We start from the raw sequence: 25,970 nt of genomic DNA, 5'->3' as shown, positions 1-25,970 counted from the left end.
CAACTTGGTGACGACTATGCAATTATTCAAGAAATACCCGGGCTTAATCGCACAGAAATGTTAAATACCTTGCCTTTACATACCACTTTGCATCTATAATTTCGTTCAGGAAGGCAAGTCTTTTCCTGACCGCCGTGCCCAGATTCGCCGCACGCGCACCCAACCCCGGCCTGGCCCCAGCCGAAAGACGCAACGCTTCAGTTGCCCACTTTTTCGATCGATATCATGGACCAGTCCACCTCAAGCAAACGTATCCTCATCATCGACGACAACAACCAGGCGGCCGATGTGGCGGCGGAGTTGCTCGCGCTTTACGGCTACCAGACCGCCGTCGCCTACAGCGGCAGCCAGGGATTGCAGACGGCGAAGGAATTCGCGCCCGACGTCATCCTGCTGGACCTCGGCATGCCGGTGATGGACGGGTTCCAGGTCGCCGCCGCGTTGCGCGCGCAGCCGGAATTCGGCAACCTCGCGCTGGTCGCCTTCACGGCCTGGGGCGACAGGGGCACGCGGCAGCGCACGCAGGATGCCGGCTTCGACCAGCACATCACCAAACCGGCCGGCATGGAAGAAATTCTACGCGCCATCAGCACCGCGTGCGACATGCGCGCCGGCTTCGCGCGCAAGATAGCGTAACGGCGCGCGGCGGGTGCGCGCAAGGCAATTGCTTTCGTGATACTGTCTTGTCAACGACAGGAGGCCCTATGATGATAGAACGACGTTCCCGACCAGACCGTGTCAAGGCCATCGCCGTGCACGCCGGCATCGCCATGCTCGAGACCGATGGGCGCGAAGCGGCCGCCGTTTTCCTCGAGGAAGCGGGCGTGCCGCTGCCGGTCATCGCCCGCGTGCTCAACGAGCCGGACAAGCGCCGCGCCGCCGACCGCGGCTAGGATGGACAGGCGGGCCAGGCCCGCTTGCCCGCCCGCGCCTTATCTTTACTTATCGCCGACCAGCTGCACCGCATCGATGGTCTTGTAATCGTGCTGCAGGTTGTTGGCATAGGTGATTTTCACCGCCTTCGCCTTGTACGGCGTCTTGCTGAAAGTGCGCACGAACCAGGTACGGTTGCCGCGGTCATCGCGCTTGACGTCGCTCACGCCCTCCCACACGGTGTTCCACTTGCCGTCGGTATCCTGCAACTCCACCTTGTTGACCGCCTCGACGCCCTGCCCGCTCGGCAGCACGAAGCGCACCTCGGTGGCGTTGACCGGGGTGGCGAAGGTGGTTTCCAGCCAATCGAAACCCTTGTCGGTATTATTGTTGGTCCAGGCGTTGCCGTCGCTGGCGCCGACCGCGTTCTTGGCCAGGTTCACATCGGACGGCGTCTTGCCGCCGTCGTCGCCAAAGACGGAGCTGGCCTTGGCCTCCGTCGCCCACTGCGCGCGCGGATCGTTGATATATTTATCCTCCATCACGCCATAGGCCAGCAGCGCCTGCTTCTTGGCCATCTCGCGCTGCTCGTCGGTCTGCTCGGCCGCCGGCACCTTGCCGGCGGAGGCCGGGTCGGGCGCGGTGACGGGAACGGGCGCGGCGACGACCGGCGCTTCCTCGACCTTCTCGTGTTTTTTGCAGGCGGCAAGCGATGCCGCCACGATCATGGCGCCTATCAGGGCATTGCGTTTCATCCGGTGTTCTCCCTAGTGAAGTAAGTTATCAAAATGATCTTACATTATTTGGGCGGGTTGGAGCGCACTCGTCGCTATTCAGTTGCGATGCGGGTGCGAAACACACTCCTTGACGTGATGTGACATATGTCGCATTATTGCTATCACAGTCACATATTCGAGACATCATGCCCATTCCGTCGATTACCGTGCCGAGCCTGTTGAAGGGCCTGCTTGCCGCCAGCCTGTGCGGGCTCGTCACTTTGCCAGCGCCAAGCCACGCACAGGAACAAGACACCGTCACGCCGACGGTGACCGTCACCGCCAAAAAAGAGCCGGTCGTCAAAAAGCTCGACAAGACCGTCTACGACGTTTCCAGCATGCCGAGGGCGGCCAACGGCAGCGCCCAGGACGTTTTGCAATCGACACCCGAGCTATCGGTGTCGGCCGACGGGAAAATCTCGGTCAAGGGAAATACGCAGGTCACGGTGCTGATCGACGGCAAGCCGACGGCGATCACGTCGGGGGCCGGCGACGAGCGCGCGGCGGCGCTGCAGACGATGAGCGGCGCCGACATCGCCAGCGTCGAAGTCATCACCAACCCTTCCGCCGCCTACAACGCCAATGGCGGCGCCATCGTCAATATCGTGTTGAAGCGCAATCGCAAGCCCGGCGCCCACGCGCAGGTGCAGGCCAGCGCCGCCGACCAGGGGCTGTGGAATGTGGGAACCTCCGGCGACGTGACGCGAAAGAATATCAGCGTGCATGGCAACCTGGCGTTACGCCGCGACGGCACGCGGAAAATCCGCGAATCGGCGGTCGACTGGAATAATCCACTCACCGGCAACACCGGACAAACGCTGCAGACGTCGGATGTCTTCATCCGCCGCACCGTCGAAAGCGCGGCGCTGGGTGTCGACGCGGCGCTGAGCGACACCGAGAGCATCAGCCTGTCGGGAAGGCATAATCGTCGCCGCTCCCGCCCGCTGTTCGACGTGCTCAACATCAATCGCGCGGACGCCGCCGAGACCGTTTTCCATCGCATCTCCGAAGGCCCCAACGAGCAATCCGACAACAGCGCCAGCCTCAGCTACAGCCACCAGGACAAGGGCACGGCGCTCAAGGCCATGCTCCAGCGCAGCACGACGAGCGCGCTGATCGACAAATCGTATCGCGACGTGTATGTCGAACCGCTGTACGCCACCGGCTACAGCCACGGCGCCACCGGCTCGGAACGCCGCCTTACCCAGGCCACCATCGACTGGAGCCGCGCCACCGAAGCGCTCGGCCAGTGGGGCATGGGCCTGGATTTCCAGAGTAAGGTCGACGACATGCACAACTATCAGGCGGCCGTCGATCCATCGACCGGCGCGGAAACGCCGGATCCCGTCACGACCAATGGCTACGCGGTGACGACAACGCTGAGCGCCGCCTATCTGACCGAGAAGATCCGGCACGACAAATGGGAAGCGCTGCTGGGCGGACGGGCCGAGCGGATGGCGCTGCAAGTGAGCCCGGCGCAGGGTTACACGCGGACGGAGCGTTGGCAGGCGTTCAATCCCAGCCTGCATGTGCAATATGCCGCCAGCGACAAAACCGACCTGACGCTGGCTTATCGCCGCAGCCTGCAAATGCCCGATCCGCGCGACCTCAATCCCCACACCACCTATGTCGACGCGCAGAATCTCAGCCGGGGTAATCCGGGCCTCCGGCCGCAACTGCTGAGCTCATGGGAAATCGGCGCCAACGCCGAAGCGCCGCACCTGAACGGGAATGTAAGCGCCTTCCACCGCGGCAGCCGCGACACCGTGACCGACGCGCGCGGTTTCGCCGACAACGTGCTGATCACGTCGAAGCAGAATGGCGGGCGGGCGCGCTCGACCGGCGTCACCGGCTCGCTGGACTGGACGCCGAATACCAAGCTGCGTTTCGGCGTGGATGGCGGCGCCTACCGGGTGCGGCTCGACACGCCCGACTTGTCCGGTCCGGTGCGCCAGAAAGGCGTCTCGGGCTATGCCAATCTGCGGGCCGCGTACAGCGGCGAACAAGACGACGTATCGCTCGACGCGCATCTGCAGTCGTCGGGGATCACGCCGCTCGGGCGCTATGGCGCGACCAGCAACGTGAACCTGACCTGGAAGCGCCAGCTGACCAAGACGCTAAGCCTGACCGTCAACACCAACGATATTTTCGATGGAGCCAAGCGCACCTATCGGACGGACGCCAGCACCTTCCGGCAGTCCGGATTCGATCACTTCGTCGCGCGGCGCGTCTATGTGGGCTTGGTAAAAAAGATCGAGTAGCGCGCTATTTGAGGCGATGAAGCGCGCACAGCTTGTTGCCGTCGGGGTCGCGCACGTAGGCCAGATGCATCGCGCCAAGGCTACCGTTGCGCAAGCCGGGCGGCTCTTCGCAGGTCGTGCCGCCGTGCGCGAGCGCGGTGTCGTGAAAGGCCCGCACCTGCTCGGGAGAGTCGCATTTGAAGCCGACGGTGCCGCCATTGGCGCAAGTCGCCTCCTCGCCGTTGATCGGCTGCGTGATGCAGAAGGTGTTTCCTTCGTGCCGGTAGAACAGCCGCTGATGGCCGGTGGCCGCCGTGTTGCTGAACGGCTCGCCGGCGCCCAGCACGCCGAGTACGGCATCGTAGAACCGCTTCGAGCGTTCGATATCATTCGAACCGATCATCACATGACTGAACATCTTGGTCGTCCTTTAGTCTATTGGAATCGAGTGGCGACGCGCCGCGGCTAGTGTACCTTGATTGATTCCGCAGAATCAATCGGCGCGGTCCGCCGGTGTATGCTCTCGCCATGGACTCCCTGATCGCCGCCGCCGCGCGGGCCCTTGCCGCCGGCGACGCCCTCGGCGCCCTCAAGCATGTCGCCTTGCGCGACGACCCGCCGGCGCTGGCGTTGCGCGGCATCGCCATGGCCCAGCTCGGCGAGCACCCGCGCGCACGCGAACTGCTCAAGCGCGCCGCCCTTGGCTTCGGCTCGCACGAGGAACTGGCTCGGGCCCGCTGCGTCGTGGCCGAGGCGGAAGTGGCGCTGGCCGTGCGCGATTTCAGCGGCACGCCACGCGCGCTGACGGCCGCGCTGGCCACGCTGGAAGCCCACGCCGACCACGCCAACGCCATGCAGGCGCGGCTCATCGCCGTGCGCAAGCTGTTGCTGCTGGGCCGGCTCGACGAGGCGCAAGCGCAACTGTCCCATTTGAACGGCCGCGCGCTGCCGCCAGCCCTGGCCGCCGTCGCCGAACTGGCGTCGGCGGAACTGGGCCTGCGCTCCCTGGACGTCGCGCCCGCGCGCGCCGCGCTGGCCCGCGCGCACGCGGCGGCCAAACGCGCCCACCTGCCCGCCCTGCTGGCCGAAGTGGAGGAAGCGCGCGGCGCGCTGGAGCAGCCGGCGGCACGGCGCCTGTCCGCCGGCCAAGCGCACGCGCTGCGGCTGGACGAAGTCGCCGGCCTGCTCGATTCCGGCGCGCTGGTGGTCGACGCCTGCCGCCATGGCATCGGCACCGACACCCATTGGCGGCCACTGGCCCGCCGTCCCGTGCTGTTCGCGCTGGCACGTGCGCTGGCCGAGGCCTGGCCCGGCGACGTGGACCGCGAGGCGCTGATCGACAGCGCCTTCAACACGCGCCAACCGGATGACACCCACCGCGCCCGGCTACGGGTCGAGATCGGCCGCCTGCGCGCGCTCGTCACGCCGCTGGCGCGGATCGAAGCGACGGCGCGCGGCTTCGCGCTGCGTCCGCTGGACGGGCGCGAGGTGGCGCTGCTGGCGCCGCCCATCGACGGCGAACAAGGCGCGCTGGTCGCGCTGCTGTCCGACGGCGCCGCCTGGTCGACCTCGGCCCTGGCGCTGGCCTTGAACGCCAGCCAGCGCACCGTGCAGCGCGCGCTGGCCGAGCTGGCGGCCGAGGGCCGGGTGCGCTCCATCGGACGCGCCCGCACCCAGCGCTGGCTGGCGCCACCGCTGGCCGGATACACGACAATCTTGTTACTCCCCGCCGCGCCGCAGATGGCATAAAGTTCTCTTGCGGCGCCGATCCCGGGCGCATCAACAGGAGACGACTATGACCAGCAAAACCAGCAAACCCGCCGAGCCGGCGCTGCGCCCGGCCGAGATCGTGCGCGAATACGGCCCCTTCCCCGACACCGACAAGGTGAACGGCGTCACCCACGACGGCAAGCGCGTCTGGGCCGCCACCGGCCGGCGCCTGATCTCCTTCGACCCGGCCAGCGGCGATCCGACCGACTCGCTGCCCTGCCCCTGCGACGCCGGCACCGCCTTCGACGGCACCCACCTGTACCAGATCGCCGAGCGGCGCATCGACAAGATCGATCCCGCCAGCGGCAAGGTGGTGGCATCGATCCCGGCGCCAGGCGACGGCAACGACTCCGGCATGGCATGGGCCGACGGCAGCCTGTGGGTGGGCCAGTACCGCGACCGCAAGATCCACCGGATCGACCCGGCCACCGGCCAGATCCTGCGCACGATCGAATCGAAACGCTTCGTCACCGGCGTGACCTGGGTCGACGGCCAGCTGTGGCACGGCACCTGGGAGGGCGACGAGAGCGAACTGCTGCACGTCGACCCGGCCAGCGGCGCCGTGCTGGAGCGGCTGGGCATGCCGCCCGGCACCGGCGTCAGCGGGCTCGAATCCGACGGCGGCGACCTGTTTTACGCCGGCGGCGGCCCCAGCGGCAAGGTGCGCGCCGTGCGCCGTCCCCAATCATCGCATTGACCAACATCGCAGGAGCAGATCATGAACACCCTACATCATCCTGTGGCGTCGGCGGAGCAATGGCTGGCGCAACGCAAGGCGCTGCTGGCGCGCGAAAAAGAATTGACGAACTTGAAGGACCAGGTCGCCCGCGAACGCCGCGCGCTGCCATGGCTACGCATCGACAAGTACTACGTGTTCGACACGCCGTCCGGCCCGCGCACGCTGGCGGAGCTATTCGAAGGCCGCCGCCAACTGGTGGTGCAACACTTCATGTACACGCCGGGCGCCGAGCAGGGTTGCAAGAGCTGCTCGTACATGGCCGACCACACGGACGGCGCGCTGGCGCATCTGGCGCAGCGCGACACCACGGTGGTGGCGGTGTCGCGCATGATCAGGTCATGGCTGAAATGCGTGCCTTAATCGCGTCGAAGCGCAGAAAGCACAAACCGACGGATGCATCCTAAAGCCAGAATGAATACCGGTTCTCTCAGCTGTATTTTCTGGAGGACAAATGCTTCCCGTTCGGTGGCTTCCAGATGCCCCGCATCAAGCTGGCCACGATCATCGAGTACATCGCGGAGCGTAATGACGTAGCCGCTTCCAAGCTGCAGGATGAAATCGAGCACGCGACTTCACAGTTGCCACAACATCCCTACCTTTACCGCCCTGGCCGGGTCGCCGGCACCCGAGAGATCGTAGTGCACCACAACTACGTGGTCGTGTATCGCGTTCGCCCCAGCGTGATCGAGATTGTGTCAGTGCCACATTCCCGGCAACGATATCCAGCCAAACGCCCGTAAGGTCGGCACAGGTGCTGAGGACTAGCGCCCGGGGATGAGCCCATGATGGACGCAATAGCAAAAAACCGGCCCCGGCGTAGAACGCTCGTTGCTGTCGACTTGAGCTTCAATCCTCACGCCAGGCTTGCGCAAGAGTCCGATGAAACACGCCGTTAAGCTGCGGCAAGACCTCGGGCCGCTGCACGCGTTCCGGGCTGACGATCTCCAGTCGAGCCAATTCCGCCTCGATGAAGGCATCTATACTTGGAACCGGCTTATCAAGCCCCATTTCCGGAGCCGCACGTTTTTTTGCCAGCAGAGCATCAATATCAGCCAGCAAAGTGTGTTCGCCTTCGATTAAATGCAACAGCTTGCCGAACTCGATGGGCGCGGCACAACCATAGCGTTCCAACCAGCGCACCGACAACAAAGGGCGCAGCACGTAAAAATATTTCTTGAGCGGCACCATGTCGGCCCTCAGGTAGCCGCGATAATTGGTTTTGGCCATGCTGCGATAGTGATATATACCGCTCTCGCAGGAGTACACCTCGGACAGCAACTTACGCGACTCTTCGGCGAAATCGCCTTGCTCCGTATAAATGATCGGCGATTGTATCCATTCCACAAACGCGGGATTGGATTTCCAGAACAAGCGCAACGCCTTGCGCAGATCCCAGCCGTTGATGTCGATGTCATCCACTATCGGATACTCGATGACATCGCGCTGCTCTTCCAAGCCCACCGACACATACCAATCCTTGGGGTGGACATAAATAAACCGCGCATCGTAATCGCTGTTGGGCGACGCGAAGCCCCACGCGCGGCTGCCCGACTCGACGGCCAACAACACACGCACGCCATGCTCGGCTTCGGCGTCGCGTATCCGTCGCAGAATGTCGGCTCTTACTTCAACAGGAATCATGAAATAACCTTTAAATTTAGTCTCGTTCGACTTTACCGTTAGGAGAGCGGGATCGACTTGTCCCCATGCTGCATACTCTAGGTAGCACGTATTGCGAGCCTGACGTATTGAATATTCAAGGTTATCGTCTCGCTATACCGTAGCACGAACGAGTCGCCGTCGACATCGTAAAACCGAACCGGCTCGGTGATCGCCGCAACTCCGTCGCTGGTGCATGCGGCCGGTTTGTCTCGTGATAGCGGACGACGCGCAACGTTTTGCAATACAAGGCGGTCGAGTTGACCCTCAGAATCGACATAGAATTCATCGAGCACACCCACGTAGAGTACTGCTTCTTTCCCAACCTCGACAATTGCCGAAATCAGAATCATATCGGGCGCTTCGTCTTCGGCAAAGTCTGCGCCGGTCAATAAATAGTACCAAGGCGCTTTGTGAAAGCGAAATATGTAGCTGAAGCGCGACGCTGAGCGATCAAGCCTGTATTTCGTAATAATTGCTCGCAATGCCATGGGAAAGACGAATGCGGCGATTAAAAGGCTCAAGAAATAAGAGATAACCCACCAGAAGCTTGCGGCAAAAGCAGCGGCGGCGCCTTCCTGCACGGTTACCGCGCCAGACAGCAACTTCAACAGAACCAGCGGCTGAAAGGTTTGGCCCGCGATGACGTTAGCAAGACCCAGCCACGCGCAGTGAACCAGCACCGACCATACAACCGCCTCGGCCACTACTTCGCCAAAAGGCGAAAAATCAAGCGAAGTTCGTTCTACACGCTTCAGCCGAGTGCGAAGAATAAATCCAGGAAGTAGCACGAAGAAGATAACGATGGCGGGAAGCGCAACGTTCACGGCTTTGTCAGTCAGCTTTTGCCTTGGGGACGACAGTAGCACTAACAGTCACCGCAGTGCTGCCCCGGCGAACATGTATCCGACTAGACTCCGCGTCAAGCGAAGGTGATTTGGAACGATTGCTCACCAAAAAACGACGCAGCTCGTTGCGAGCTTGTTCGTCTGCAAGCAGATCTTTCGCTAGCTGGCTTTTGAGTGCCTTCATCGCTTGACTATGCCATAACTGACAGGTAAAAGCACGCGGTTCATCGCGCCGTTCGCACCGTAGAAGCAGAAAACCCGCGCCTTCTTGCGAAGGCGCGGGTCTCTGTTACTGCCTAATTCTTGGTGCCGCTTGCCGGAATCGAACTGGCGACCTTTTCATTACGAATGAACTGCTCTACCAACTGAGCTAAAGCGGCGAAGTCGCACATTCTAACAAATATTTCTCACAGCGCGCTAGCCCTAAACCAATAAATTTTAGCCATGCTGCAAAAAAGACATTGCTTTGCCCGCGAAACGGACTAATTACCCCTGGTGGTAGCCCGTCACCACCGCCACCTCATCCCGCGATCCCAGGAACACCGGCACGCGCTGGTGCAGCTTGTGCGGCTGGATGTCCAGGATGCGCTGCTGGCCGTCGGTGGCCGCGCCGCCCGCCTGCTCGACGATGAAGGCCATTGGATTCGCCTCGTACATCAAACGCAGCTTGCCCGGCATCGAGGTGTCGCGCGTGTCGGCCGGGTACATGAAGATGCCGCCGCGGTTAAGGATACGGTGCACGTCGGCGACCATCGAGGCCACCCAGCGCATGTTGAAGTTGGTGCCGCGCGGGCCGTTTTCGCCTTCCAGCAGCTCGTCGACGTAACGCTTGACCGGCGCGTGCCAGTGGCGCGCGTTCGACATGTTGATCGCGAATTCCTTGGTCTTGGCCGGGATCTTCATGTCGCGCTGCGTCAGCACCCACGAGCCCATTTCGCGGTCCAGCGTGAAGCAGTTGACGCCATTGCCGGTGGTGAGCACCAGCATGGTCTGCGGGCCGTACACGGCGTAGCCGGCGGCGACCTGCTTGGTGCCCGGCTGCATGAACGCTTCCTCGGTCGGTTCGCCCATGCCTTCCGGCGCCTTCAGCACCGAGAAGATGGTGCCGATCGAGACGTTGACGTCGATGTTCGACGAGCCGTCCAGCGGGTCGAAGGTGAGCATGTATTCACCCTTCGGATAGCGGTTCGGGATCGGGTGGATGGTTTCCATCTCTTCCGACGCCATCGCCGCCAGGTGGCCGCCCCATTCATTGGCTTCGAGCAGGATCTCGTTGGAGATGATATCGAGCTTTTTCTGCACTTCGCCCTGGACGTTTTCGGTGTCGGCGGTGCCGAGCACTTCGCCCAGCGCGCCCTTGCCCACGGCGTGGCTGATGGTCTTGCACGCGCGCGCGACCACTTCGATCAGCAGCCGCAGTTCGGCCGGAATCGTGTTGTTCTGGCGCTGTTCTTCGACCAGGTATTGTGTGAGGCTGATGCGTTTCATGGATTCCCTTGTGGTGAAATATAAATCGTATAAATTGTTTGTTAGTTGGCCAGCGCCTTGGTCACCACTTCCAGCACGTCGTTCGAGAGCTTGGCGCGGGCGGCGACCTTCTCCAGCGCGCGCTTCATCTTGGCCTGCAGCGCCGGGGCGTAGCGGCGCCAGCGGTCCATGCCGCGCGCCAGCCGCGCCGCGACCTGTGGGTTGATGGCGTCAAGCTTGATCACGTACTCGGCCCAGAACTCGTAGGCGCTGCCGTCGGCGGCGTGGAATTGCGACGGGTTGCCGCTGGTGAAGTTGAAGATCAGGCTGCGCGCGCGGTTCGGATTCTTCAGCGTGAAGGCCGGGTGCTGCATCAATTGGCGCACGGCGGCGACGTTGGTGGTCGGCGCGGCGGCCTGCATGGCGAACCATTTGTCGATGACCAGCGCTTCGCCTTCGAAGTCCTCGTAGAAGTTCTTCAGATACGGGCCGGCCTCGGCGCCGCTGTGGATCATCGCCACCAGCGCGGCCGAGCGGTCGGTCATGTTGCCGGCCTTTTCGAACTGCTGCTGCGCGAGTTTGAGCTCGGCAATGTCCGGCGCCACCATCAGGTACGACAGGCACAAATTCTTCAAGGCCCGCTTGCCGGCCGACAGCGCGTCCGGGCTGTAGTCGCCGGGCGTCTGGTTGGCGTGGTATTGCGCCAGCAGCTCGGTCTTGAGCGCGGCGCCGATGGTGCGGCGCATGAACTGGCGCGCGGTGTGGATCGCCTGCGGATCGACCACGTCCACCTGCTCGGCGATGATGGTTTCCGACGGCAGGATCAGGGCCAGCTCGCGGAAGGCCGGGTCGAGCGTGTCGTCGGTCAGCACGGTGCGCTGGGCGCTGATGAAGGTGGCGTCCAGCTTCAGGTGGGCGTCGCTGCCGCCGGCGGCCGCCACTTGCGCTGTCAGCTTGAGCAGGCGCGCCATCGCCAGGCGCTGGCCCGCTTCCCAGCGGTTGACCGGGTCGCTGTCATGGCTGAACAGGTGCAGCAGTTCGGCGTCGGTGTAGTCGTATTCGAGCACCACCGGCGCCGAGAAGTCGCGCAGGATCGATGGCGTCGGACGTTCGTCGACGTGGCGGAAGCGGAAAATCTGCTCCTGCTCCGTCAACTCCAGCACCACCGTGGTGGCGCCCTTGGCGTGCTTGCCGCCTTCGAGCGTCAACGGCAAATCCTTGCCGTTGGCGCCCAGCAGGCCCACCGCCACCGGGATGTGGAACGGCAGCTTGTCCGACTGGCCGGCCGACGGCGCGCAGCGCTGGCTGAGGATGATGTCGAAGTGGCGCTTGGCGGCGTCGTAGCGCGTGCGCGCGGTCACCACCGGCGTGCCGGCCTGGCTGTACCAGCGTTCGAACTGGCGCAGGTCGCGGCCGTTGGCGTCGGCCATGGCGGCGCGGAAGTCGTCGCATTCGACAGCCTGGCCGTCGTGGCGCTTGAAGTACAAGTCCATGCCCTTGCGGAAGCCGTCGCGGCCCACCAGGGTTTGGTACATGCGCACCACCTCGGCGCCCTTTTCATACACGGTCACCGTGTAGAAGTTGTTGATCTCGACGAAGGAGTCCGGCCGCACGGGGTGCGCCATCGGGCCGGCGTCCTCGGGGAACTGGGCCTGGCGCAAGGTGCGCACCTGGTCGATGCGGGTGACGGCGCGGCCGCTGTCGGTGCCGATCATGTCGGCGCTGAACTCCTGGTCGCGGAACACGGTCAGGCCTTCCTTGAGCGACAGCTGGAACCAGTCGCGGCACGTGACGCGGTTGCCGGTCCAGTTGTGGAAGTACTCGTGGCCGACCACCGCCTCGATGCCGGCGTAGTCGACGTCGGTGGCCACGCGCGGGTTGGCCAACACGAACTTGGTGTTGAAAATGTTGAGGCCCTTGTTCTCCATCGCGCCCATGTTGAAGTCGCCCACGGCGACGATCATGAAGCGGTCCAGGTCCAGCTCCAGGCCGAAGCGCTCCTCGTCCCAGCGGATCGAGTTTTTCAGCGACTGCATCGCGTAGTCGGTCTTGTCGAGGTTGCCGTCCTCCACCCACACCTGCAGCAGCACTTCGCGCCCGGACTTGAGCGTGTACTGCTCCTCCTGGCACACCAGGCGCGCGGCCACCAGCGCGAACAGGTAGGACGGCTTCTTGAACGGGTCTTCCCATTTGGCGTAGTGGCGGCCATCGCCCAGGTCGCCCTCCTCGATCAGGTTGCCGTTCGACAGCAGCACCGGATAGGCGGCCTTGTCGGCGCGCAGCATGACGGTGTACTTGGCCATCACGTCCGGACGGTCGGGGAAGTAGGTGATGCGGCGGAAGCCTTCGGCCTCGCATTGCGTGAAGAAGTTGCCGTTCGAGACGTACAGCCCGGACAGCGTGGTGTTTTGCACCGGCGCGCACAGCGTTTCGATCTCCAGCACCACGTTGTCCGGGGCCTTTTTGATGGTCAAGGTCGAGCCGTCGAGCTTGTATTCGGTCGGCGCCAGCGCCTTGCCGTTCATGCGCAGCTGCACCAGTTCGATCTCTTCGCCGTGCAACACGATGTCCTGGCTCTGGCTCGCCGGGTTGTGCCGCAGCGTCACGCGGTTGGCGACCACCGTGCGGTCCGGGTCGAGGTCGAAACCAAGTTCAACCGTATCGACCAGGAAAGCTGGAGGGGTGTAATCTTTGCGGTATACCGTCGTTGGGCTGCTATCTGTGCGCATGGGGGCTCTGGGTGGACGTAGGCAAAAGCCTATTTTACCAACACCAGCGCCAGCGGACGTGTGAATCGCCGGCCGGCGCCGTGTCATAGCTGATAAGTTGCCCCGAATAAGTTGCTTGTTTCCACGCTGCCGTAACAATCTGTAATAATCATGCAACGTCCGCATGCGCGTCGTAAACTTAGTACTGGAATATACCGTCCGACCTGAGAGGGCTCTATCATGAAATATCTCGCCATCCTGGCGACTGCCGCCGTCATGCTGTTGAGCGGCTGCGCCACCACCATCCGCAGCGACGTCACCGCCTTCAACGACTGGCCGGCCGACCTGCAGGACAAATCCTATGCCTTCGAAGCGCCGCAGGGCGCCGACGACACGCTCGAATACCGCAGCTACCAGGTGCTGGTGGCCAATGAACTGGCCAAACTGGGCTTCCGCCAGACCGCCGACGGCCAACAGCCGAAATTGCTCGTGGGAATGAAATTCGTGACGATCGACCATCCGGTGCGCGTGTTGCAGGCCGAGGACCCGTTCATGGGTCCGTACTGGGGGGCGGGCTACGGCCGCTATGGCTGGGGCTATTCGCGCTGGGGTTATTCGCGCTGGGGCTATCGTCCCTATTTTTACGATCCGTTCTTCTACGGCCCTATGACGATCGAGGAACGCGTGCGGCACCAGTACCAGCGCCAGTTGCGCATCACCATCAACACCACGACCGGCCGCAAGCTGTATGACGTGACGGTGCAAAATACCAGCCTGATCCAGGCCACGCCGCACGTGATGCCGGCGCTGGTGCAAAGCGCGTTCACCGGCTTCCCCGGTCCGAGCGGCGTGCCGCGCCGGGTCGATTTGAAGATAGAGCCGACCACCCAGACGGTGGAGGCGCCGGCCACGGTGGCTGGCCAGCCCGCACCGGGCAAGACCAACTAATCCGCCCGGCGTGTTTCACCACACGCCGAGGCCCACCTGAAAAAACCCCATGTGCGCGCGCACATGGGGTTTTTTGTTCTTCACGGATTGCCGGCACATCTGATACCGCGAAGTGAAGCGGTTTTCGTCGGGCGGATTAGGCGGAACGCCGTAATCGGCCATCGATGAGCCGCCGATAACGCATGCATGGCCGATTACGCTGCGCTAATCCGCCCTACGCCAGCCCACGCGAAAAAGCCCGCGACGGAAACAAAAAATGCGCCGAAGCGCATTTTTTGCTGGGACGTTCACCAATTACTTGGTGGCGACGCGGGCGGCTTCTTTCAGATCGCCGACTTTCTCTTGCAGCTTGCCTTCGACTTGTTTGCCCAGGCCTTTGGCTTCCTGCTCTGGCGAGTCGATCACGTCGCCGACTTCTTCTTGAATCTTGCCGCCGATGTTTTTCAGTTTACCTTCGATTTGGTCTTTGTTCATGATGTTGCTCCTGAGTAGTTGCAAACCGGTATGGCTTGGCTTGAGAGACAGAATAGCCAAACCACGCTAGCTCATCTGTACGGTTCCGTACCGAGCAGGCGTTGCCGATTTTCGGCGGCGCGTCCGCTACACCCCGGCGTGCCGCTTCAAATACATCGGCATCAGCCACCACGCGACCGCGACCAGTGCCGCCATCACGCCCGCCATCGCCATGCCCACCGTGGACCCGAACACCTCCGAGATCACCAGATCCGTCCCCAGCACCAGCGCGATCGCCAGCGTGAACGAGCCGGCGACGATCTGCTTGGTCGCCACCCGCTTGAAGCGCGCCCGGTCCTTCAACGGCCGCATCAGCCGATGCTGGATCGCCGGCGCGCTCAATAACACCAAACTGGTCAGCGACAGGAAAAACGTCGCCAGAAACAGCAGCTTCTCGGTATGGTCGATCTGCGCGAACCCGGCGTTGAACGGCAAGATGATCAGGAAGGCCGACAGCATCTGCGCACCCGGCAGCAGGATGCGCATCTCGCTGAGCATGTCGGAGAAATCGCCGTCGTCGTCCCCTTCCTCGTCACCGCGCCGCGGGTCCTTGAGCCGGTCCTCCTCGAACAAACTGCCGCTCATGGCACTAAAATCGTCGAGCCGGTGGTCTTGCGCGCCTCCAGATCGATGTGCGCCTGGGCCACGTCGGCCAGGTCGTAGCGCTGGCGCACGTCGACCTTGACGGCGCCGCTGTTGACGACGCCGAACAGCGATTTGGCCGACGCCTCCAGATCGTCGCGCGTAGCCATGTACGCGCCCAGCGACGGCCGCGTGACGAACAGCGAGCCGCGGTTGGCCAGTTCACTGAGCGAAAACGGCGGCACCGGTCCGGACGCGTTGCCGAAGCTGACCATGGTGCCCAGCGGCGCCAGGCAATCGAGCGAAGCGAAGAAGGTGTCCTTGCCGATCGAATCATAGACCGCGCACACGCCCTTGCCGCCGGTGATCTCGCGCACCCGCTCGGTGAAGTTTTCGCGGTTGTAGTTGATCACGTGGTCGGCGCCGTGCGCGCTCGCCAGCGCCGCCTTCTCGTCCGAGCCGACGGTGCCGATCACCGTCACGCCCAGCACCTTGGCCCACTGGCAGGCGATCAGCCCGACCCCGCCGGCGGCGGCGTGGAACAGGATGGTGTCGCCCGCCTTCAGGTGCACGGTGCGGTGCAGCAGGTACTGCACCGTCAAGCCTTGCAGCATCATGGCGGCGGCGGTGTCGAAGCCGATTTTCTCCGGCAGCACCAGCAACTGCGACGCCGGCATGTTGCGCGCCTCGGCATAGGCGCCGTTGGGGCGCCCGGCGTAGGCCACGCGGTCGCCGACCTTGACCTCGGTCACGCCCTCGCCGACCGCCTCCACAGTGCCGGCGCCCTCCATGCCCAGGCCGCCCGGCAGCGGCTGCGGATACAGGCCGGTGCGGAAGTAGACATCGATGAAATTGAGCCCGATGGCGCTATGGCGCACCTGCGCCTCGCCGGGACCGGGCGGCGCCAGGTCCACGTCCACCAGCTCCATCACTTCCGGACCGCCCACGCGGTTGATACGAATTGCCTTGGTCATCACTGCCTCCGTTACACAATATCCAGAGTGTAACGCGCCTCATGCTGTGGCGCCGCGCAACTGCTTCGAGCGGCGAGCGACGCCCTCCACGCCCTGCGCGTGAAATCGGGGGACTCGACCAATGGCACAGCTGGCAATCCGTCATCGACTCGATCAGGAATAGGTCCAGCAGCCAATCCGTAGCCGGAACCGCTGCGAGCAGAGATGGCTAAGCGAGTTCAGTTTTCTTAAAAAACAATATCCTGTTTTTCCGCAAAGCAACACCATTATTTCTTGGCTATGATTGGCTTTTCAATACTCATAGTGGGGAAGATGCCAAACCATGCCGTCTACCGCTATTAAGAGTCTGTGCCTAGCAGTCGCTATACTGGGCGCCAGTGCGAGCGCCCAGGAAAGCGACCTTCCTCCGCAATTCGTGCAAGACCCCGTCTTGGGCTTGCGGCTCCCGCTAGCTCGAATCACACTGGAGCCGCTGCCTGAGGAAATACGTGCCATGTGCGCGCCGATGGCCGACACAGAAACCTGGACTGGACGTCAATGGATTTTCGGCGTTACAGAGTATGCCTCAGCTACTTATTACCTCGCGCACGGGTATATGAAGCGCCGCCATCCAAAACCTGGCCAGCGCCTGTATTTTCAGCCTATCGAGGGCGGTGTCTATAAGGTTGCAGGGAAACAGTGCCGTGGCGATCAGGCACGCGAAACCTTCGACGTGCGCGACCCTGAACAAATTCCACGCGAGGTTCTGCAACAACTTGCCCGTGATCTGGCGGTCCGGCTGGTGCGTGCCACCGGCGGCCCGGATCGTTTGCGTACCGAAATCGCGAACCAGCGTATCGACTTCCAGCTGCTCCCACCTGAGATACAGCAAGCATTCAAACCTTACTTTGAGCCCGTCAATTAGCTGGCGCATGCCGGGCGACGATAACAGCTCGATCTGACCCGACCGCTCTGACGCGCCCTATATTTCGCACTCATCAATCGCCCCTCCGCCCCCGGCGGCGCCGCGCGGAAACAAGAGTCAGGCCGCCGCGGCGCGCGCCTGCAACTGCGACAACACCAGATGCGCCGACGACACGTTCGTCGCGCACGGCGTGTTGTGCACGTCGCACGCGCGCACCAGCGCGTTGATGTCCGGCTCGTGCGGCTGCGGCGTCATCGGGTCGCGCAGGAAGATCACGCAATCGATCTGCCCCTCGACCAGCATCGAGCCGATCTGCAAATCGCCGCCGAACGGCCCCGAATGCTTGCGGTCCACCTCCAGCCCCAGCTCGTTGATCAGGCGCCCGCCAGTGGTGCCGGTGGCCACCAAGGTGCAGGTCGACAGGAAGGCGCGGTACTCGCCCGCCAGCAGGATCATGTCGTCTTTTTTCTTATCGTGGGCAATCAGGGCGATGCGGGTCTTCATAAGGTCATCCATTCAATGGGGTTTTACTTCTTACTTTTCGACAGCAGATATATCCCGGCCATCACCAGCGCGGTGCCGGCCAATTGCCAGGACGTGACGGACTCGCCCAACAGCAGCGCGCCCAGGAACAAGGTCGACACGGGGCCGATCATACCCGCCTGCGAGGCGGCGCCGGCGCCGATGCGCTCGACGGCGGCCATCGTCATAAACACCGGCATCACCGTGCAAAAGATGCCGTTGGCCAGCGACAGGCCGTACACCGCCATCGGCTGCACCAGCGCCGACGCCGGCCGCAGCACCAGGAACTGGGCGATGCAGGCCACGCTCGAGACGCACATCGCGTACGACACCAGCCGCAGCGCGCCGAGGCGCTTGACCATCTCGCCCGACAGCAGCAGGTAGACGGCGTAGGCGGCGGCCGATCCCAGCACCAACGTCGCGCCCAGCGCCACGTTGTCGCCGCCGTTGCCCAGGTCGTGCACGAACACCAACACGATGCCGCAGTAGGACGTCAGCAGCGCCAGCCACTGGCGGCCGCTGATGTGCTGCTTGAGCAAGGTCGAACTGATCAACAGCACGAAGGTCGGCGTCAGGAACAGGATCAGCCGCTCGAGGCCGACCGTGATGTACTGCAGCCCGAGGAAATCGAGAAAACTCGACAGGTAGTAGCCGACCAGCCCCAGGCCGATCAGGCGCCAGCGGTCGGCCGCCGACAGCGGCGCGCCGGCGCGCATCTTCCACACGGCGACGGCGGCGAACACCGGTAGCGAAAACAGCATGCGGAACGCCAGCACGGTGACGGCGTCGAGGTGATAGCGGTACAGCAGCTTGGCGACGACGGCCTTGGTCGAGAACAGCACCGCGCCGCCGATGGCGATGCCCAGCCCGCCCAGGTAGGCCGCGCGAGGGGAGCTCCCTTCGGGGCCGGTATTCGTTATGCTTTTGTCCATCCCTCGATTGTAAGGCCAAACGGCCCCGGCCGCCGAGGGCGCGCTTTTGGCGCCCCGCGTTATGGTAAAATACCGCCCTCACCGCATAGCAACGACTATCACCAACCGAACACACCGCGCCGAAGGAAGACCGAACATGGCTGGACACAGCAAATGGGCCAATATCAAGCACAAAAAGGCCGCGACCGACGCCAAACGTGGCAAGATCTGGACCCGTCTGATCAAGGAAATCACCGTGGCCGCGCGCATGGGCGGCGGCGACATCCAGACCAATCCGCGCCTGCGCCTGGCCGTGGACAAGGCGGCCGACGCCAATATGCCCAAGGATAACGTGCAACGCGCGATCACCCGCGGCACCGGCGGCGAGGACGGCGCGGCCTACGAGGAAGTCCGCTACGAGGGCTACGGCATCGGCGGCGCCGCCATCATCGTCGACTGCATGACCGACAACCGCGTGCGCACCGTGGCCGAGGTCCGCAACGCCTTCAACAAAAACGGCGGCAACATGGGCAACGAGGGCTCGGTGGCCTTCATGTTCAAGCACTGCGGCCAGTTCCTGTTCGCGCCCGGCACCAACGAGGACGCGCTGATGGAAGTGGCGCTCGAAGCGGGCGCCGAGGACGTCGTCGCCGACGACGAAGGCGGCTTCGAAGTGCTGTGCGGCCCGCACGACTTCGCCGCCGTCAAGGACGCGCTGGAAGCGGCCGGGTTCAAGGCCGAAGTGGCCGAGATCATCATGAAGCCGGCCACCGAAACCGTCATCACCGGCGACAACGCCGTCAAGATGCAAAAACTGCTGGACGCGTTGGAAGCGCTGGACGACGTCCAGGAAGTCTATTCCAACACGCTGATCGAAGACTGAGGATTTATGAAAATATTGGTAGTCGGCTCCGGCGGCCGCGAACACGCGCTGGCCTGGAAATTGGCGCAATCGGAACGCATCCAGATGGTCTACGTCGCCCCCGGCAACGGCGGCACCGCGCGCGATTCGCGCCTGGTCAACGTCAACATCACCGATCTGCACGAACTGGCGAACTTCGTCGAGCAGGAGCACATCGGCCTGACCGTGGTCGGCCCGGAAACCCCGCTGGCCGGCGGCATCGTCAACCTGTTCCGCGCCCGCGGCCTGAAGATCTTCGGCCCGACCAAGGAAGCGGCGCAGCTGGAGTCGTCGAAGGACTTCGCCAAGGCGTTCATGCAGCGCCACGGCATCCCGACCGCCAAATACCAGACCTTCTCGGACGTGGCCCAGGCGCACGCCTACATCGACGCCAACGGCGCGCCGATCGTCATCAAGGCCGACGGCCTGGCCGCCGGCAAGGGCGTGGTGGTGGCGATGTCGCTCGACGAAGCGCATCAAGCGGTCGACGACATGCTGGCCGATAACCGCTTCGGCGACGCCGGCGCCCGCATCGTCATCGAGGAATTCCTGGCCGGCGAGGAAGCGAGCTTCATCGTCATGTGCGACGGCAAACACGTGCTGCCGCTGGCCACCAGCCAGGATCACAAGCGCCTCAAGGACAACGACGAAGGCCCGAACACCGGCGGCATGGGCGCCTACTCGCCGGCGCCGATCGTCACGCCGGCCATGCACGCGCGCGTCATGCGCGAGATCATCAACCCGACCATCGCCGGCATGGCCAAGGACGGCATCGTCTTCACCGGCTTCCTGTACGCCGGCCTGATGATCGACGCCGCCGGCAATCCGCGCACCCTCGAATTCAACTGCCGCATGGGCGACCCGGAGACGCAGCCGATCATGTCGCGCCTGAAGACCGACCTGGTTACGGTGATGGAACACGCCGTCAACGGCACGCTCGACACGGTCGAACTGGAATGGGACCGCCGCACCGCCGTCGGCGTGGTGCTGGCCGCCGCCGGCTACCCGGACGCGCCGCTCAAGGGCGCGGTCATCGACGGCATCCCGGCCGAGACGCCGGAATCGGTGACCTTCCACGCCGGCACCGCCGAAGTGGGCGGCCAGTTGCAGGTCACGGGCGGACGCGTGCTGTGCGTGGTCGGCCTGGCCGACAGCGTCAAGCTGGCGCAAAAACAGGCCTACGAGGTGGTCGACCAGATCTCCTTCGACGGCATGCAGTGCCGCCGCGACATCGGCTGGCGCGGTTTGAAGCATTAAGGACGCGGGCTTTCACCCCGCACGGCGGCCCGCCCCGGGGTCGTACCCCGCGCGGGGTACGCCCCCCCACCGCCTGGGGTGAAAACACCGCCAAATCAGCGGCAGCTATCCCAAAGCTCCGCATCAGGGTACAATCGACCCTTGGTTTTTTTAACGCACACCGCACCATGCTGTCATCCCCCAATCCGCAAGCCGTCAAGGCCTTCCTGCTCGATCTGCAGGATCGCATCGTGCTGGCGCTCGAAGCGCTGGACGGCAAACCGTTCCTGCGCGACGAATGGGACCGTCCCGAGGGCGGCGGCGGCATTTCGCGTCTGCTCGAGGAAGGCAACGTCATCGAGCGTGGCGGCGTCAACTTCTCGCACGTGATGGGCGCCAAGCTGCCGCCGTCGGCGTCGGCGGCGCGCCCCGATTTGGGCGGCAACCCGTGGCAGGCGATGGGCGTGTCGCTGGTGATCCATCCGCGCAATCCGTACGCGCCGACGGTGCACATGAACGTGCGCTTCTTCACCACCACCACGGTCAACGGCGATCCGGCATGGTGGTTCGGCGGCGGCATGGACCTGACGCCCTATTACGGCGACAAGGAAGACGTCAAACACTTCCACCGGAGCTGCCGCGACGCGCTGGCGCCGTTCGGCGACGACCTGCACGCGCGCTACAAGCAGTGGTGCGACGAGTATTTCTACCTGAAGCACCGCAAGGAGGCGCGCGGCGTCGGCGGCATCTTCTTCGACGATTTGAACGAGGCAGGCTTCGAGCGCAGCTTCGCGCTGATGCAAAGCGTCGGCAATGCGTTCCTGACGGCCTACCTGCCGATCCTGGAGCGCCGCAAGGACACGCCGTACGGCGAGCGCGAACGCGATTTCCAGGCCTACCGGCGCGGCCGCTATGTCGAATTCAACCTGGTGTTCGACCGCGGCACCCTGTTCGGCCTGCAGTCGGGCGGCCGCACCGAGGCGATCCTGATGTCGATGCCGCCCATCGTCAAATGGCGCTATCGCTGGGAACCCGAGGACGGCACGCCGGAGGCGGCGCTGTACACCGACTTCCTGCCGCACCGCGACTGGCTGACGGCGTGACAAAGGCCATGGCACAGCGGGTTGCACTGCTGGGCGGCAGCTACGATCCGGTCCACCACGGTCATATCGCCCTCGGCGCCTATTTCGCCAAGCTGCTGCAGGTGGACCAGCTGCGCGTGATCCCGGCCGGCCTGCCGTGGCAAAAGGCCATGCTCAAGGCGACGCCGGAACAGCGCGCCGAGATGGTGGCCATCGCTTTCCGGGACCAGCCGTTCGACGTCGTCATCGATCCGCAGGAAATCGAGCGCGCCGCCAAGGGACTGCCGACCTACACCATCGACACGCTGCGCCTGGTGCGCGCCGAGCTGGGGCCGGACGCCTGCATCGCCTTCGTGATGGGCGCCGACCAGCTGCAGCGGCTCGACACCTGGAATGAATGGCAGGCGCTGTTCGACTACGCCCACATCTGCGTAGCGGCCCGCCCTGGCTTCGACATAGGCGCCGCCGGCCTTCCGCCGGCGGTCGCCGCGGCGTTCTCCAGCCGTTTGGGAACGCCTGAACAAATCCGCAACACGCCGCACGGTCTGACTTATCTGGCACAGGACTTCGCGGTGGATATCTCCGCCACCGAAATACGTGCGGCATTACAACGGGGGGAACAGGCAAACTCGCTTATCCCGCCGCTAGTGCTAGACTATATTGAACAACATAATCTCTACAAAAGCTAAATGGACATCAAAAAACTGCAATCCCTCGTCGTTGACGCCCTCGAAGACGTCAAGGCCCAAGACATCGCCTTGTTCGACACCACCCACCTGACCAGCCTGTTCGACCGCATCGCCATCGCCTCCGGTACCTCCAACCGCCAAACCAAGGCGCTGGCCGCCTCGGTGCGCGACAAGGTCAAGGCCGCCGGCGGCGACGTCTACGGCATGGAAGGCGAGGACACCGGTGAATGGGTGCTGGTCGACCTGGGCGACATGATCGTCCATATCATGCAGGCGCCGATCCGCGCCTACTACCGCCTGGAAGAGATCTGGGGCGACAAGCCGGTCAAGCTGGGCGCGGCCAAGCGCAAGTCGACCAAGGAAGGCGAGGAAGCGGACGCGCCGAAGAAGGTCAGCAGCCACCTGGCCGCCGGCAAAAAAGCCGTCGACGCCTCGCCGGTGATCGAGAAGAAGGCCCCGGCCCGCAAGGCCGCCGCCGCCAAACCGGCCGCCGAGAAGAAGCCGGCCGCCAAGAAGGCCGCCGTCCCGGTCGGCAAGACCATCAAAGTCGGCAAGAGCAAGAGCGCGGTCGCCTCGGCCGAAGCGCTGAAAGCCCTGCCGCCGAAGCCGAAAGCACCGAAGGCCGCCAAGCCGAAAGCCGACGAGGCGCCGGCCAAGACCGTCATCAAGCGCATCAAAAAAGTCGCGGAATAATTTGCGATGCAGCTGATCATCGCTGCGGTCGGCCATAAAATGCCGGCCTGGATCGAGACCGGCTTCGCCGAATACGCCAAGCGCATGCCGCCCGAACTGAAGATCGTACTGAAGGAAATCAAGCCGGTCGACCGTTCGGGCAGCAAGACCGCCGCCACCGCGATGGCGCTCGAACGCGAACGCATCGAGGCGGCGCTGCCCAAATCGGTGCGGATCATCGCGCTCGACGAACGTGGCAAGGACCTGACCTCGGTCGGCTTGTCGCAGCAGCTGGAAGCCTGGCAGCAGGACGGGCGCGACACCGCCTTCCTGATCGGCGGCGCCGACGGCCTCGATCCGGAGCTCAAGGCGCGCGCCGAAGGCTTGATTCGGATTTCCAGTATGACGCTGCCGCATGGTATGGTACGGGTATTGTTGGCCGAGCAACTGTATCGCGCCTGGTCGATCACCCAGAACCACCCCTACCATAGGGTTTGACGGCGTTAAAGAAGCATCCCATGAAACTGGTCGAAAAGAAGATCTACCTCGCCTCCAAAAGCCCGCGCCGGCGCGAACTGCTGCGCCAGATCGGCATCGATTTTGAATTGCTGCTGCTGCGCGCCGACGGTCCGCGCGGCGCCGACGTCACCGAGGAGGTGATCGAGGGCGAGGCGCCGCTCGACTACGTGGCCCGCGTGGCGCAGGAAAAAGCCGCCTTCGGCTACAAGCTGGTGCAGCGCCGCCACCTCAAGCCGCGCGCCGTGCTCACCGCCGACACCACCGTCACCATCGACGGCCAGATCCTCGGCAAGCCGGCCGACCGCGCCGAGGCGAGCGCCATGCTCACCCAGCTGTCGGGCCGCACCCACCAGGTGCTGACCGCCATCGCCGTCCATTCGGCCGACTTCACCGGCCAGATCACGCAGGTGTCGGAGGTGCGCTTCGGCGTGCTGTCGCCGGCGGCCATCGCCGCCTACTGCGCCACGCTCGAACCGTACGACAAGGCCGGCGGCTACGGCATCCAGGGTCCGGCGGCGCAATTCATCGAACACATCGCCGGCAGCCACTCCGGCATCATGGGCCTGCCGCTGTACGAAACGGCGCAACTGCTGCGCCAGGCCGGTTTGCCGCTGCCGTAACTCTCCGATTGATCGCCAACCCGCACCCGGACGCAGGGGTCGTACCCCGGGTGGGGTACGACCCCTTTTTGCTGCGGTGCGGGTTCGTGTATGATCAGTTTTCACCAGCCACAGAAGCCGCGCAACGCCCCGTTTGACCGGCCAGAGAGACACATGAACGAAGACATCCTGATCAACATCACCCCGCAGGAAACCCGGGTCGCCCTGATTTTGCAGGGCGCCGTGCAGGAGCTGCACATCGAGCGCACGCTCACCCGCGGCCTGGCGGGCAATGTCTACTCCGGCAAGGTGGTGCGGGTGCTGCCCGGCATGCAATCGGCCTTCATCGACATCGGCCTCGAACGCGCCGCCTTCCTGCACGTGGCCGACATCTGGGAGGCGCGCCCGCACGACGGCGGCCAGAACGCCGCCCCCACCCCGATCGAAAAAATCCTGTTCGACGGCCAGGTGCTGACGGTGCAAGTCATCAAGGACCCGATCGGCACCAAGGGCGCGCGCCTGTCGACGCAGATCTCCATCGCCGGCCGCATGCTGGTGTACCTGCCGCAGGACGCCCACATCGGCATCTCGCAGAAGATCGAAAAGGAAGCCGAGCGCGAGGCGCTGCGCACGCGGCTCCAAAGCCTGCTGCCGGCCGACGAAAAAGGCGGCTACATCGTGCGCACGCAGGCCGAGGACGCGTCGGACTCCGACATCGCCGCCGACGTCGAATACCTGCGCAAGACCTGGAGCGCGATCATGCTCGGGGCGAAAACCAAACCCGCCACCACCTTGCTGCACCAGGATTTGAGCCTGGCGCAACGCGTGCTGCGCGACTTCGTCCACGACGACACGGCCACCATCCAGGTCGACTCGCGCGAGAACCATTTGAGCCTGGTCGAATTCGGCAAGGCCTACACGCCGGGCGTGCTGCCACGCCTGCAGCACTACACGGGCGAGCGGCCGCTGTTCGACCTGTACGGCGTCGAGGAGGAGATCCTGCGGGCGCTGGGCCGGCGGGTCGACCTCAAATCGGGCGGCTACCTGATCGTCGACCAGACCGAGGCGATGACCACCATCGACGTCAACACCGGCGGCTTCGTCGGCGGGCGCAATTTCGCCGACACCATCTTCAAGACCAACCTGGAGGCGGCGCACGCGATCGCGCGCCAGCTGCGGCTGCGCAACCTGGGCGGCATCATCATCCTCGACTTCATCGACATGGAGAACAACGAGCACCGCAACGCCGTGCTGCAGGAGTTGAAGAAGACGCTGTCGCGCGACCGCACCAAGGTGTCGGTGTCGAACTTCTCGGCGCTCGGGCTGGTGGAGATGACGCGCAAGCGCACGCGCGAATCGCTGGCGCACATCCTGTGCGAGCCCTGCCCCGCGTGCGCCGGCAAGGGCCAGGTCAAGACCTCGCGCACGATCTGCTACGAGATCCTGCGCGAGCTGCTACGCGAGGCCAAGCAGTTCAACCCGCGCGAGTTCCGCATCCTCGCCTCGCAGGAGGTGGTCGACATGTTCCTCGAGGAGGAATCGCAGCACCTGGCCATGCTGGGCGACTTCATCGGCAAGAAGATCTCGCTGCAGGTGGAGACGGCGTACCATCAGGAGCAGTACGACGTCATCCTGATGTGACTTGATGACGTAGGGCGGATTAGGCGGAACGCCGTAATCCGCCATGAGCCGCCGACGGCACTTGGCGGATTACGCTACGCTAATCCGCCCTACGTGATTCCGATGACCCCTTATCTCTCCATCGTCGACGACGCTGACGACCTGTCGTCGTGACTTGCACCGTGCATCTTGGCGGCTCCGCCCGCGCGTAATCCCTC

At 63.9% G+C, this 25,970-nt stretch carries 28 protein-coding genes, 1 tRNA gene and 1 pseudogene; 17 read left to right on the top strand and 13 right to left on the bottom strand.

The window, feature by feature from the left end; genetic code table 11:
* The first annotated feature begins 225 nt into the window (after window positions 1–225).
* Entirely contained in the window at window positions 226–636 is a 411-nt protein-coding gene (locus JOD97_RS24570) for a response regulator (protein ID WP_209724429.1), read from the top strand.
* A gap of 68 nt (window positions 637–704) precedes the next feature.
* The gene (locus JOD97_RS24565; protein ID WP_209724427.1) at window positions 705–893 is read left to right on the top strand and encodes a hypothetical protein; all 189 of its coding nucleotides are present in this window, start codon (window positions 705–707) and stop codon (window positions 891–893) included.
* Window positions 894–938: 45 nt separating this feature from the next.
* On the opposite strand, the gene JOD97_RS24560 is transcribed toward JOD97_RS24565, so the two are convergent.
* Window positions 939–1,628, bottom strand: a complete 690-nt coding sequence (locus JOD97_RS24560) for a hypothetical protein (RefSeq protein WP_209724425.1) — start codon at window positions 1,626–1,628, stop codon at window positions 939–941.
* A gap of 167 nt (window positions 1,629–1,795) precedes the next feature.
* Between JOD97_RS24560 and JOD97_RS24555 the strand changes: the two genes are divergently transcribed.
* A complete protein-coding gene (locus tag JOD97_RS24555; RefSeq protein WP_209724423.1) occupies window positions 1,796–3,910 on the top strand; it encodes a TonB-dependent receptor in 2,115 nt (704 codons plus the stop codon).
* 4 nt (window positions 3,911–3,914) lie between these two features.
* On the opposite strand, the gene JOD97_RS24550 is transcribed toward JOD97_RS24555, so the two are convergent.
* Window positions 3,915–4,307, bottom strand: a complete 393-nt coding sequence (locus JOD97_RS24550; RefSeq protein WP_209724421.1) for a VOC family protein — start codon at window positions 4,305–4,307, stop codon at window positions 3,915–3,917.
* A gap of 110 nt (window positions 4,308–4,417) precedes the next feature.
* Here JOD97_RS24550 and JOD97_RS24545 point away from each other — a divergent pair, with 110 nt between their 5' ends.
* The 3 genes and pseudogenes from JOD97_RS24545 to JOD97_RS24535 form a co-directional block, all read left to right on the top strand.
* The gene (locus JOD97_RS24545; RefSeq protein ID WP_209724419.1) at window positions 4,418–5,638 is read left to right on the top strand and encodes a helix-turn-helix domain-containing protein; all 1,221 of its coding nucleotides are present in this window, start codon (window positions 4,418–4,420) and stop codon (window positions 5,636–5,638) included.
* A 46-nt stretch (window positions 5,639–5,684) separates the two neighbouring features.
* Window positions 5,685–6,356, top strand: coding sequence for a hypothetical protein (locus tag JOD97_RS24540; RefSeq protein WP_209724417.1), 672 nt, complete (start codon window positions 5,685–5,687; stop codon window positions 6,354–6,356).
* A gap of 21 nt (window positions 6,357–6,377) precedes the next feature.
* Window positions 6,378–6,725 (top strand): annotated as a pseudogene (locus JOD97_RS24535) (DUF899 family protein); the annotation flags it as partial.
* A 29-nt stretch (window positions 6,726–6,754) separates the two neighbouring features.
* Here the strand turns inward: JOD97_RS24535 and JOD97_RS24530 are convergent.
* Window positions 6,755–6,964 carry a hypothetical protein gene (locus tag JOD97_RS24530; protein ID WP_209724621.1) on the bottom strand — a complete coding sequence of 70 codons (210 nt, stop codon included), beginning with the start codon at window positions 6,962–6,964 and terminating at the stop codon, window positions 6,755–6,757.
* Here JOD97_RS24530 and JOD97_RS24525 point away from each other — a divergent pair.
* Window positions 6,875–7,138, top strand: a complete 264-nt coding sequence (locus tag JOD97_RS24525; protein WP_209724412.1) for a type II toxin-antitoxin system RelE/ParE family toxin — start codon at window positions 6,875–6,877, stop codon at window positions 7,136–7,138. The genes JOD97_RS24530 and JOD97_RS24525 overlap by 90 nt on opposite strands.
* A gap of 106 nt (window positions 7,139–7,244) precedes the next feature.
* Here JOD97_RS24525 and JOD97_RS24520 read toward each other — a convergent pair whose 3' ends face one another.
* The 5 genes from JOD97_RS24520 to pepN all read right to left on the bottom strand — a co-directional run bounded on the left by JOD97_RS24520 (window position 7,245) and on the right by pepN (window position 13,101).
* A complete protein-coding gene (locus JOD97_RS24520) occupies window positions 7,245–8,039 on the bottom strand; it encodes a nucleotidyltransferase domain-containing protein (protein ID WP_209724410.1) in 795 nt (264 codons plus the stop codon).
* A 77-nt stretch (window positions 8,040–8,116) separates the two neighbouring features.
* On the bottom strand, window positions 8,117–8,884 hold the full coding sequence (locus tag JOD97_RS24515; protein WP_209724408.1) for a hypothetical protein: 768 nt from the start codon (window positions 8,882–8,884) through the stop codon (window positions 8,117–8,119).
* 325 nt (window positions 8,885–9,209) lie between these two features.
* Window positions 9,210–9,285, bottom strand: a tRNA-Thr gene (locus tag JOD97_RS24510).
* A gap of 106 nt (window positions 9,286–9,391) precedes the next feature.
* Window positions 9,392–10,393: a class 1 fructose-bisphosphatase gene (locus JOD97_RS24505; protein ID WP_209724406.1), complete on the bottom strand. Its 1,002-nt coding sequence runs from the start codon at window positions 10,391–10,393 to the stop codon at window positions 9,392–9,394.
* A 41-nt stretch (window positions 10,394–10,434) separates the two neighbouring features.
* Window positions 10,435–13,101, bottom strand: a complete 2,667-nt coding sequence (gene pepN, locus JOD97_RS24500; RefSeq protein ID WP_209724404.1) for an aminopeptidase N — start codon at window positions 13,099–13,101, stop codon at window positions 10,435–10,437.
* A gap of 219 nt (window positions 13,102–13,320) precedes the next feature.
* Between pepN and JOD97_RS24495 the strand changes: the two genes are divergently transcribed.
* A complete protein-coding gene (locus JOD97_RS24495; protein ID WP_209724402.1) occupies window positions 13,321–14,028 on the top strand; it encodes a DUF4136 domain-containing protein in 708 nt (235 codons plus the stop codon).
* A 294-nt stretch (window positions 14,029–14,322) separates the two neighbouring features.
* On the opposite strand, the gene JOD97_RS24490 is transcribed toward JOD97_RS24495, so the two are convergent.
* The 3 genes from JOD97_RS24490 to JOD97_RS24480 all read right to left on the bottom strand — a co-directional run bounded on the left by JOD97_RS24490 (window position 14,323) and on the right by JOD97_RS24480 (window position 16,097).
* Window positions 14,323–14,502, bottom strand: a complete 180-nt coding sequence (locus JOD97_RS24490) for a CsbD family protein (protein WP_209724400.1) — start codon at window positions 14,500–14,502, stop codon at window positions 14,323–14,325.
* A 126-nt stretch (window positions 14,503–14,628) separates the two neighbouring features.
* Complete coding sequence (locus tag JOD97_RS24485; protein ID WP_209724398.1) at window positions 14,629–15,126, bottom strand: DUF6328 family protein; 498 nt, start codon at window positions 15,124–15,126, stop codon at window positions 14,629–14,631.
* Entirely contained in the window at window positions 15,123–16,097 is a 975-nt protein-coding gene (locus JOD97_RS24480; protein WP_209724397.1) for a quinone oxidoreductase, read from the bottom strand. Before JOD97_RS24480 ends, JOD97_RS24485 begins: the two co-directional genes overlap by 4 nt.
* A 493-nt stretch (window positions 16,098–16,590) precedes the next feature.
* Between JOD97_RS24480 and JOD97_RS24475 the strand changes: the two genes are divergently transcribed.
* On the top strand, window positions 16,591–17,001 hold the full coding sequence (locus tag JOD97_RS24475; protein ID WP_209724395.1) for a hypothetical protein: 411 nt from the start codon (window positions 16,591–16,593) through the stop codon (window positions 16,999–17,001).
* Window positions 17,002–17,118: 117 nt separating this feature from the next.
* Here the strand turns inward: JOD97_RS24475 and JOD97_RS24470 are convergent, their stop codons facing one another.
* On the bottom strand, window positions 17,119–17,505 hold the full coding sequence (locus JOD97_RS24470; RefSeq protein WP_209724393.1) for a methylglyoxal synthase: 387 nt from the start codon (window positions 17,503–17,505) through the stop codon (window positions 17,119–17,121).
* 23 nt (window positions 17,506–17,528) lie between these two features.
* On the bottom strand, window positions 17,529–18,455 hold the full coding sequence (locus tag JOD97_RS24465) for a DMT family transporter (RefSeq protein WP_209724390.1): 927 nt from the start codon (window positions 18,453–18,455) through the stop codon (window positions 17,529–17,531).
* A gap of 136 nt (window positions 18,456–18,591) precedes the next feature.
* Between JOD97_RS24465 and JOD97_RS24460 the strand changes: the two genes are divergently transcribed.
* The 8 genes from JOD97_RS24460 to rng all read left to right on the top strand — a co-directional run bounded on the left by JOD97_RS24460 (window position 18,592) and on the right by rng (window position 25,773).
* Complete coding sequence (locus JOD97_RS24460; protein ID WP_209724388.1) at window positions 18,592–19,317, top strand: YebC/PmpR family DNA-binding transcriptional regulator; 726 nt, start codon at window positions 18,592–18,594, stop codon at window positions 19,315–19,317.
* Between the two features lie 6 nt (window positions 19,318–19,323).
* A complete protein-coding gene (purD, locus tag JOD97_RS24455; RefSeq protein ID WP_209724386.1) occupies window positions 19,324–20,592 on the top strand; it encodes a phosphoribosylamine--glycine ligase in 1,269 nt (422 codons plus the stop codon).
* Between the two features lie 167 nt (window positions 20,593–20,759).
* Window positions 20,760–21,674 (top strand): oxygen-dependent coproporphyrinogen oxidase, encoded by a 915-nt coding sequence (gene hemF, locus JOD97_RS24450; RefSeq protein WP_209724384.1) that lies wholly within the window; start codon window positions 20,760–20,762, stop codon window positions 21,672–21,674.
* 8 nt (window positions 21,675–21,682) lie between these two features.
* Window positions 21,683–22,342 carry a nicotinate-nucleotide adenylyltransferase gene (locus tag JOD97_RS24445; RefSeq protein ID WP_209724382.1) on the top strand — a complete coding sequence of 220 codons (660 nt, stop codon included), beginning with the start codon at window positions 21,683–21,685 and terminating at the stop codon, window positions 22,340–22,342.
* Entirely contained in the window at window positions 22,343–23,035 is a 693-nt protein-coding gene (gene rsfS, locus JOD97_RS24440; RefSeq protein ID WP_209724380.1) for a ribosome silencing factor, read from the top strand. It begins immediately after the preceding gene.
* A gap of 6 nt (window positions 23,036–23,041) precedes the next feature.
* Entirely contained in the window at window positions 23,042–23,512 is a 471-nt protein-coding gene (gene rlmH, locus JOD97_RS24435; RefSeq protein ID WP_020701344.1) for a 23S rRNA (pseudouridine(1915)-N(3))-methyltransferase RlmH, read from the top strand.
* Between the two features lie 20 nt (window positions 23,513–23,532).
* Window positions 23,533–24,153 (top strand): nucleoside triphosphate pyrophosphatase, encoded by a 621-nt coding sequence (locus JOD97_RS24430; protein ID WP_209724378.1) that lies wholly within the window; start codon window positions 23,533–23,535, stop codon window positions 24,151–24,153.
* A 153-nt stretch (window positions 24,154–24,306) separates the two neighbouring features.
* Window positions 24,307–25,773 carry a ribonuclease G gene (gene rng / locus JOD97_RS24425; RefSeq protein WP_209724376.1) on the top strand — a complete coding sequence of 489 codons (1,467 nt, stop codon included), beginning with the start codon at window positions 24,307–24,309 and terminating at the stop codon, window positions 25,771–25,773.
* The last annotated feature ends 197 nt before the right edge of the window (window positions 25,774–25,970 follow it).

Origin of the sequence: Duganella sp. 1411 (genome assembly GCF_017833525.1) — a bacterium.
Lineage (GTDB): Bacteria > Pseudomonadota > Gammaproteobacteria > Burkholderiales > Burkholderiaceae_D > Rugamonas.
This window is presented reverse-complemented; position numbering and strand designations above follow the sequence as displayed.

Bases quoted from the DNA above. Each gene is read 5' to 3' on its own strand.
- JOD97_RS24540 (WP_209724417.1), top strand. From the start codon at position 5,685: ATGACCAGCAAAACCAGCAAACCCGCCGAGCCGGCGCTGCGCCCGGCC.
- purD (WP_209724386.1), top strand. From the start codon at position 19,324: ATGAAAATATTGGTAGTCGGCTCCGGCGGCCGCGAACACGCGCTGGCC.
- JOD97_RS24555 (WP_209724423.1), top strand. From the start codon at position 1,796: ATGCCCATTCCGTCGATTACCGTGCCGAGCCTGTTGAAGGGCCTGCTT.
- rlmH (WP_020701344.1), top strand. From the start codon at position 23,042: ATGCAGCTGATCATCGCTGCGGTCGGCCATAAAATGCCGGCCTGGATC.
- rsfS (WP_209724380.1), top strand. From the start codon at position 22,343: ATGGACATCAAAAAACTGCAATCCCTCGTCGTTGACGCCCTCGAAGAC.
- hemF (WP_209724384.1), top strand. From the start codon at position 20,760: ATGCTGTCATCCCCCAATCCGCAAGCCGTCAAGGCCTTCCTGCTCGAT.
- JOD97_RS24485 (WP_209724398.1), bottom strand. From the start codon at position 15,126: ATGAGCGGCAGTTTGTTCGAGGAGGACCGGCTCAAGGACCCGCGGCGC.
- JOD97_RS24460 (WP_209724388.1), top strand. From the start codon at position 18,592: ATGGCTGGACACAGCAAATGGGCCAATATCAAGCACAAAAAGGCCGCG.
- JOD97_RS24505 (WP_209724406.1), bottom strand. From the start codon at position 10,393: ATGAAACGCATCAGCCTCACACAATACCTGGTCGAAGAACAGCGCCAG.
- JOD97_RS24475 (WP_209724395.1), top strand. From the start codon at position 16,591: ATGTGCGCGCCGATGGCCGACACAGAAACCTGGACTGGACGTCAATGG.
- JOD97_RS24430 (WP_209724378.1), top strand. From the start codon at position 23,533: ATGAAACTGGTCGAAAAGAAGATCTACCTCGCCTCCAAAAGCCCGCGC.
- JOD97_RS24570 (WP_209724429.1), top strand. From the start codon at position 226: ATGGACCAGTCCACCTCAAGCAAACGTATCCTCATCATCGACGACAAC.
- pepN (WP_209724404.1), bottom strand. From the start codon at position 13,101: ATGCGCACAGATAGCAGCCCAACGACGGTATACCGCAAAGATTACACC.
- JOD97_RS24465 (WP_209724390.1), bottom strand. From the start codon at position 18,455: ATGGACAAAAGCATAACGAATACCGGCCCCGAAGGGAGCTCCCCTCGC.
- JOD97_RS24480 (WP_209724397.1), bottom strand. From the start codon at position 16,097: ATGACCAAGGCAATTCGTATCAACCGCGTGGGCGGTCCGGAAGTGATG.
- JOD97_RS24495 (WP_209724402.1), top strand. From the start codon at position 13,321: ATGAAATATCTCGCCATCCTGGCGACTGCCGCCGTCATGCTGTTGAGC.
- JOD97_RS24490 (WP_209724400.1), bottom strand. From the start codon at position 14,502: ATGAACAAAGACCAAATCGAAGGTAAACTGAAAAACATCGGCGGCAAG.
- JOD97_RS24550 (WP_209724421.1), bottom strand. From the start codon at position 4,307: ATGTTCAGTCATGTGATGATCGGTTCGAATGATATCGAACGCTCGAAG.
- JOD97_RS24560 (WP_209724425.1), bottom strand. From the start codon at position 1,628: ATGAAACGCAATGCCCTGATAGGCGCCATGATCGTGGCGGCATCGCTT.
- JOD97_RS24525 (WP_209724412.1), top strand. From the start codon at position 6,875: ATGCCCCGCATCAAGCTGGCCACGATCATCGAGTACATCGCGGAGCGT.
- rng (WP_209724376.1), top strand. From the start codon at position 24,307: ATGAACGAAGACATCCTGATCAACATCACCCCGCAGGAAACCCGGGTC.
- JOD97_RS24565 (WP_209724427.1), top strand. From the start codon at position 705: ATGATGATAGAACGACGTTCCCGACCAGACCGTGTCAAGGCCATCGCC.
- JOD97_RS24470 (WP_209724393.1), bottom strand. From the start codon at position 17,505: ATGAAGACCCGCATCGCCCTGATTGCCCACGATAAGAAAAAAGACGAC.
- JOD97_RS24445 (WP_209724382.1), top strand. From the start codon at position 21,683: ATGGCACAGCGGGTTGCACTGCTGGGCGGCAGCTACGATCCGGTCCAC.
- JOD97_RS24545 (WP_209724419.1), top strand. From the start codon at position 4,418: ATGGACTCCCTGATCGCCGCCGCCGCGCGGGCCCTTGCCGCCGGCGAC.
- JOD97_RS24520 (WP_209724410.1), bottom strand. From the start codon at position 8,039: ATGATTCCTGTTGAAGTAAGAGCCGACATTCTGCGACGGATACGCGAC.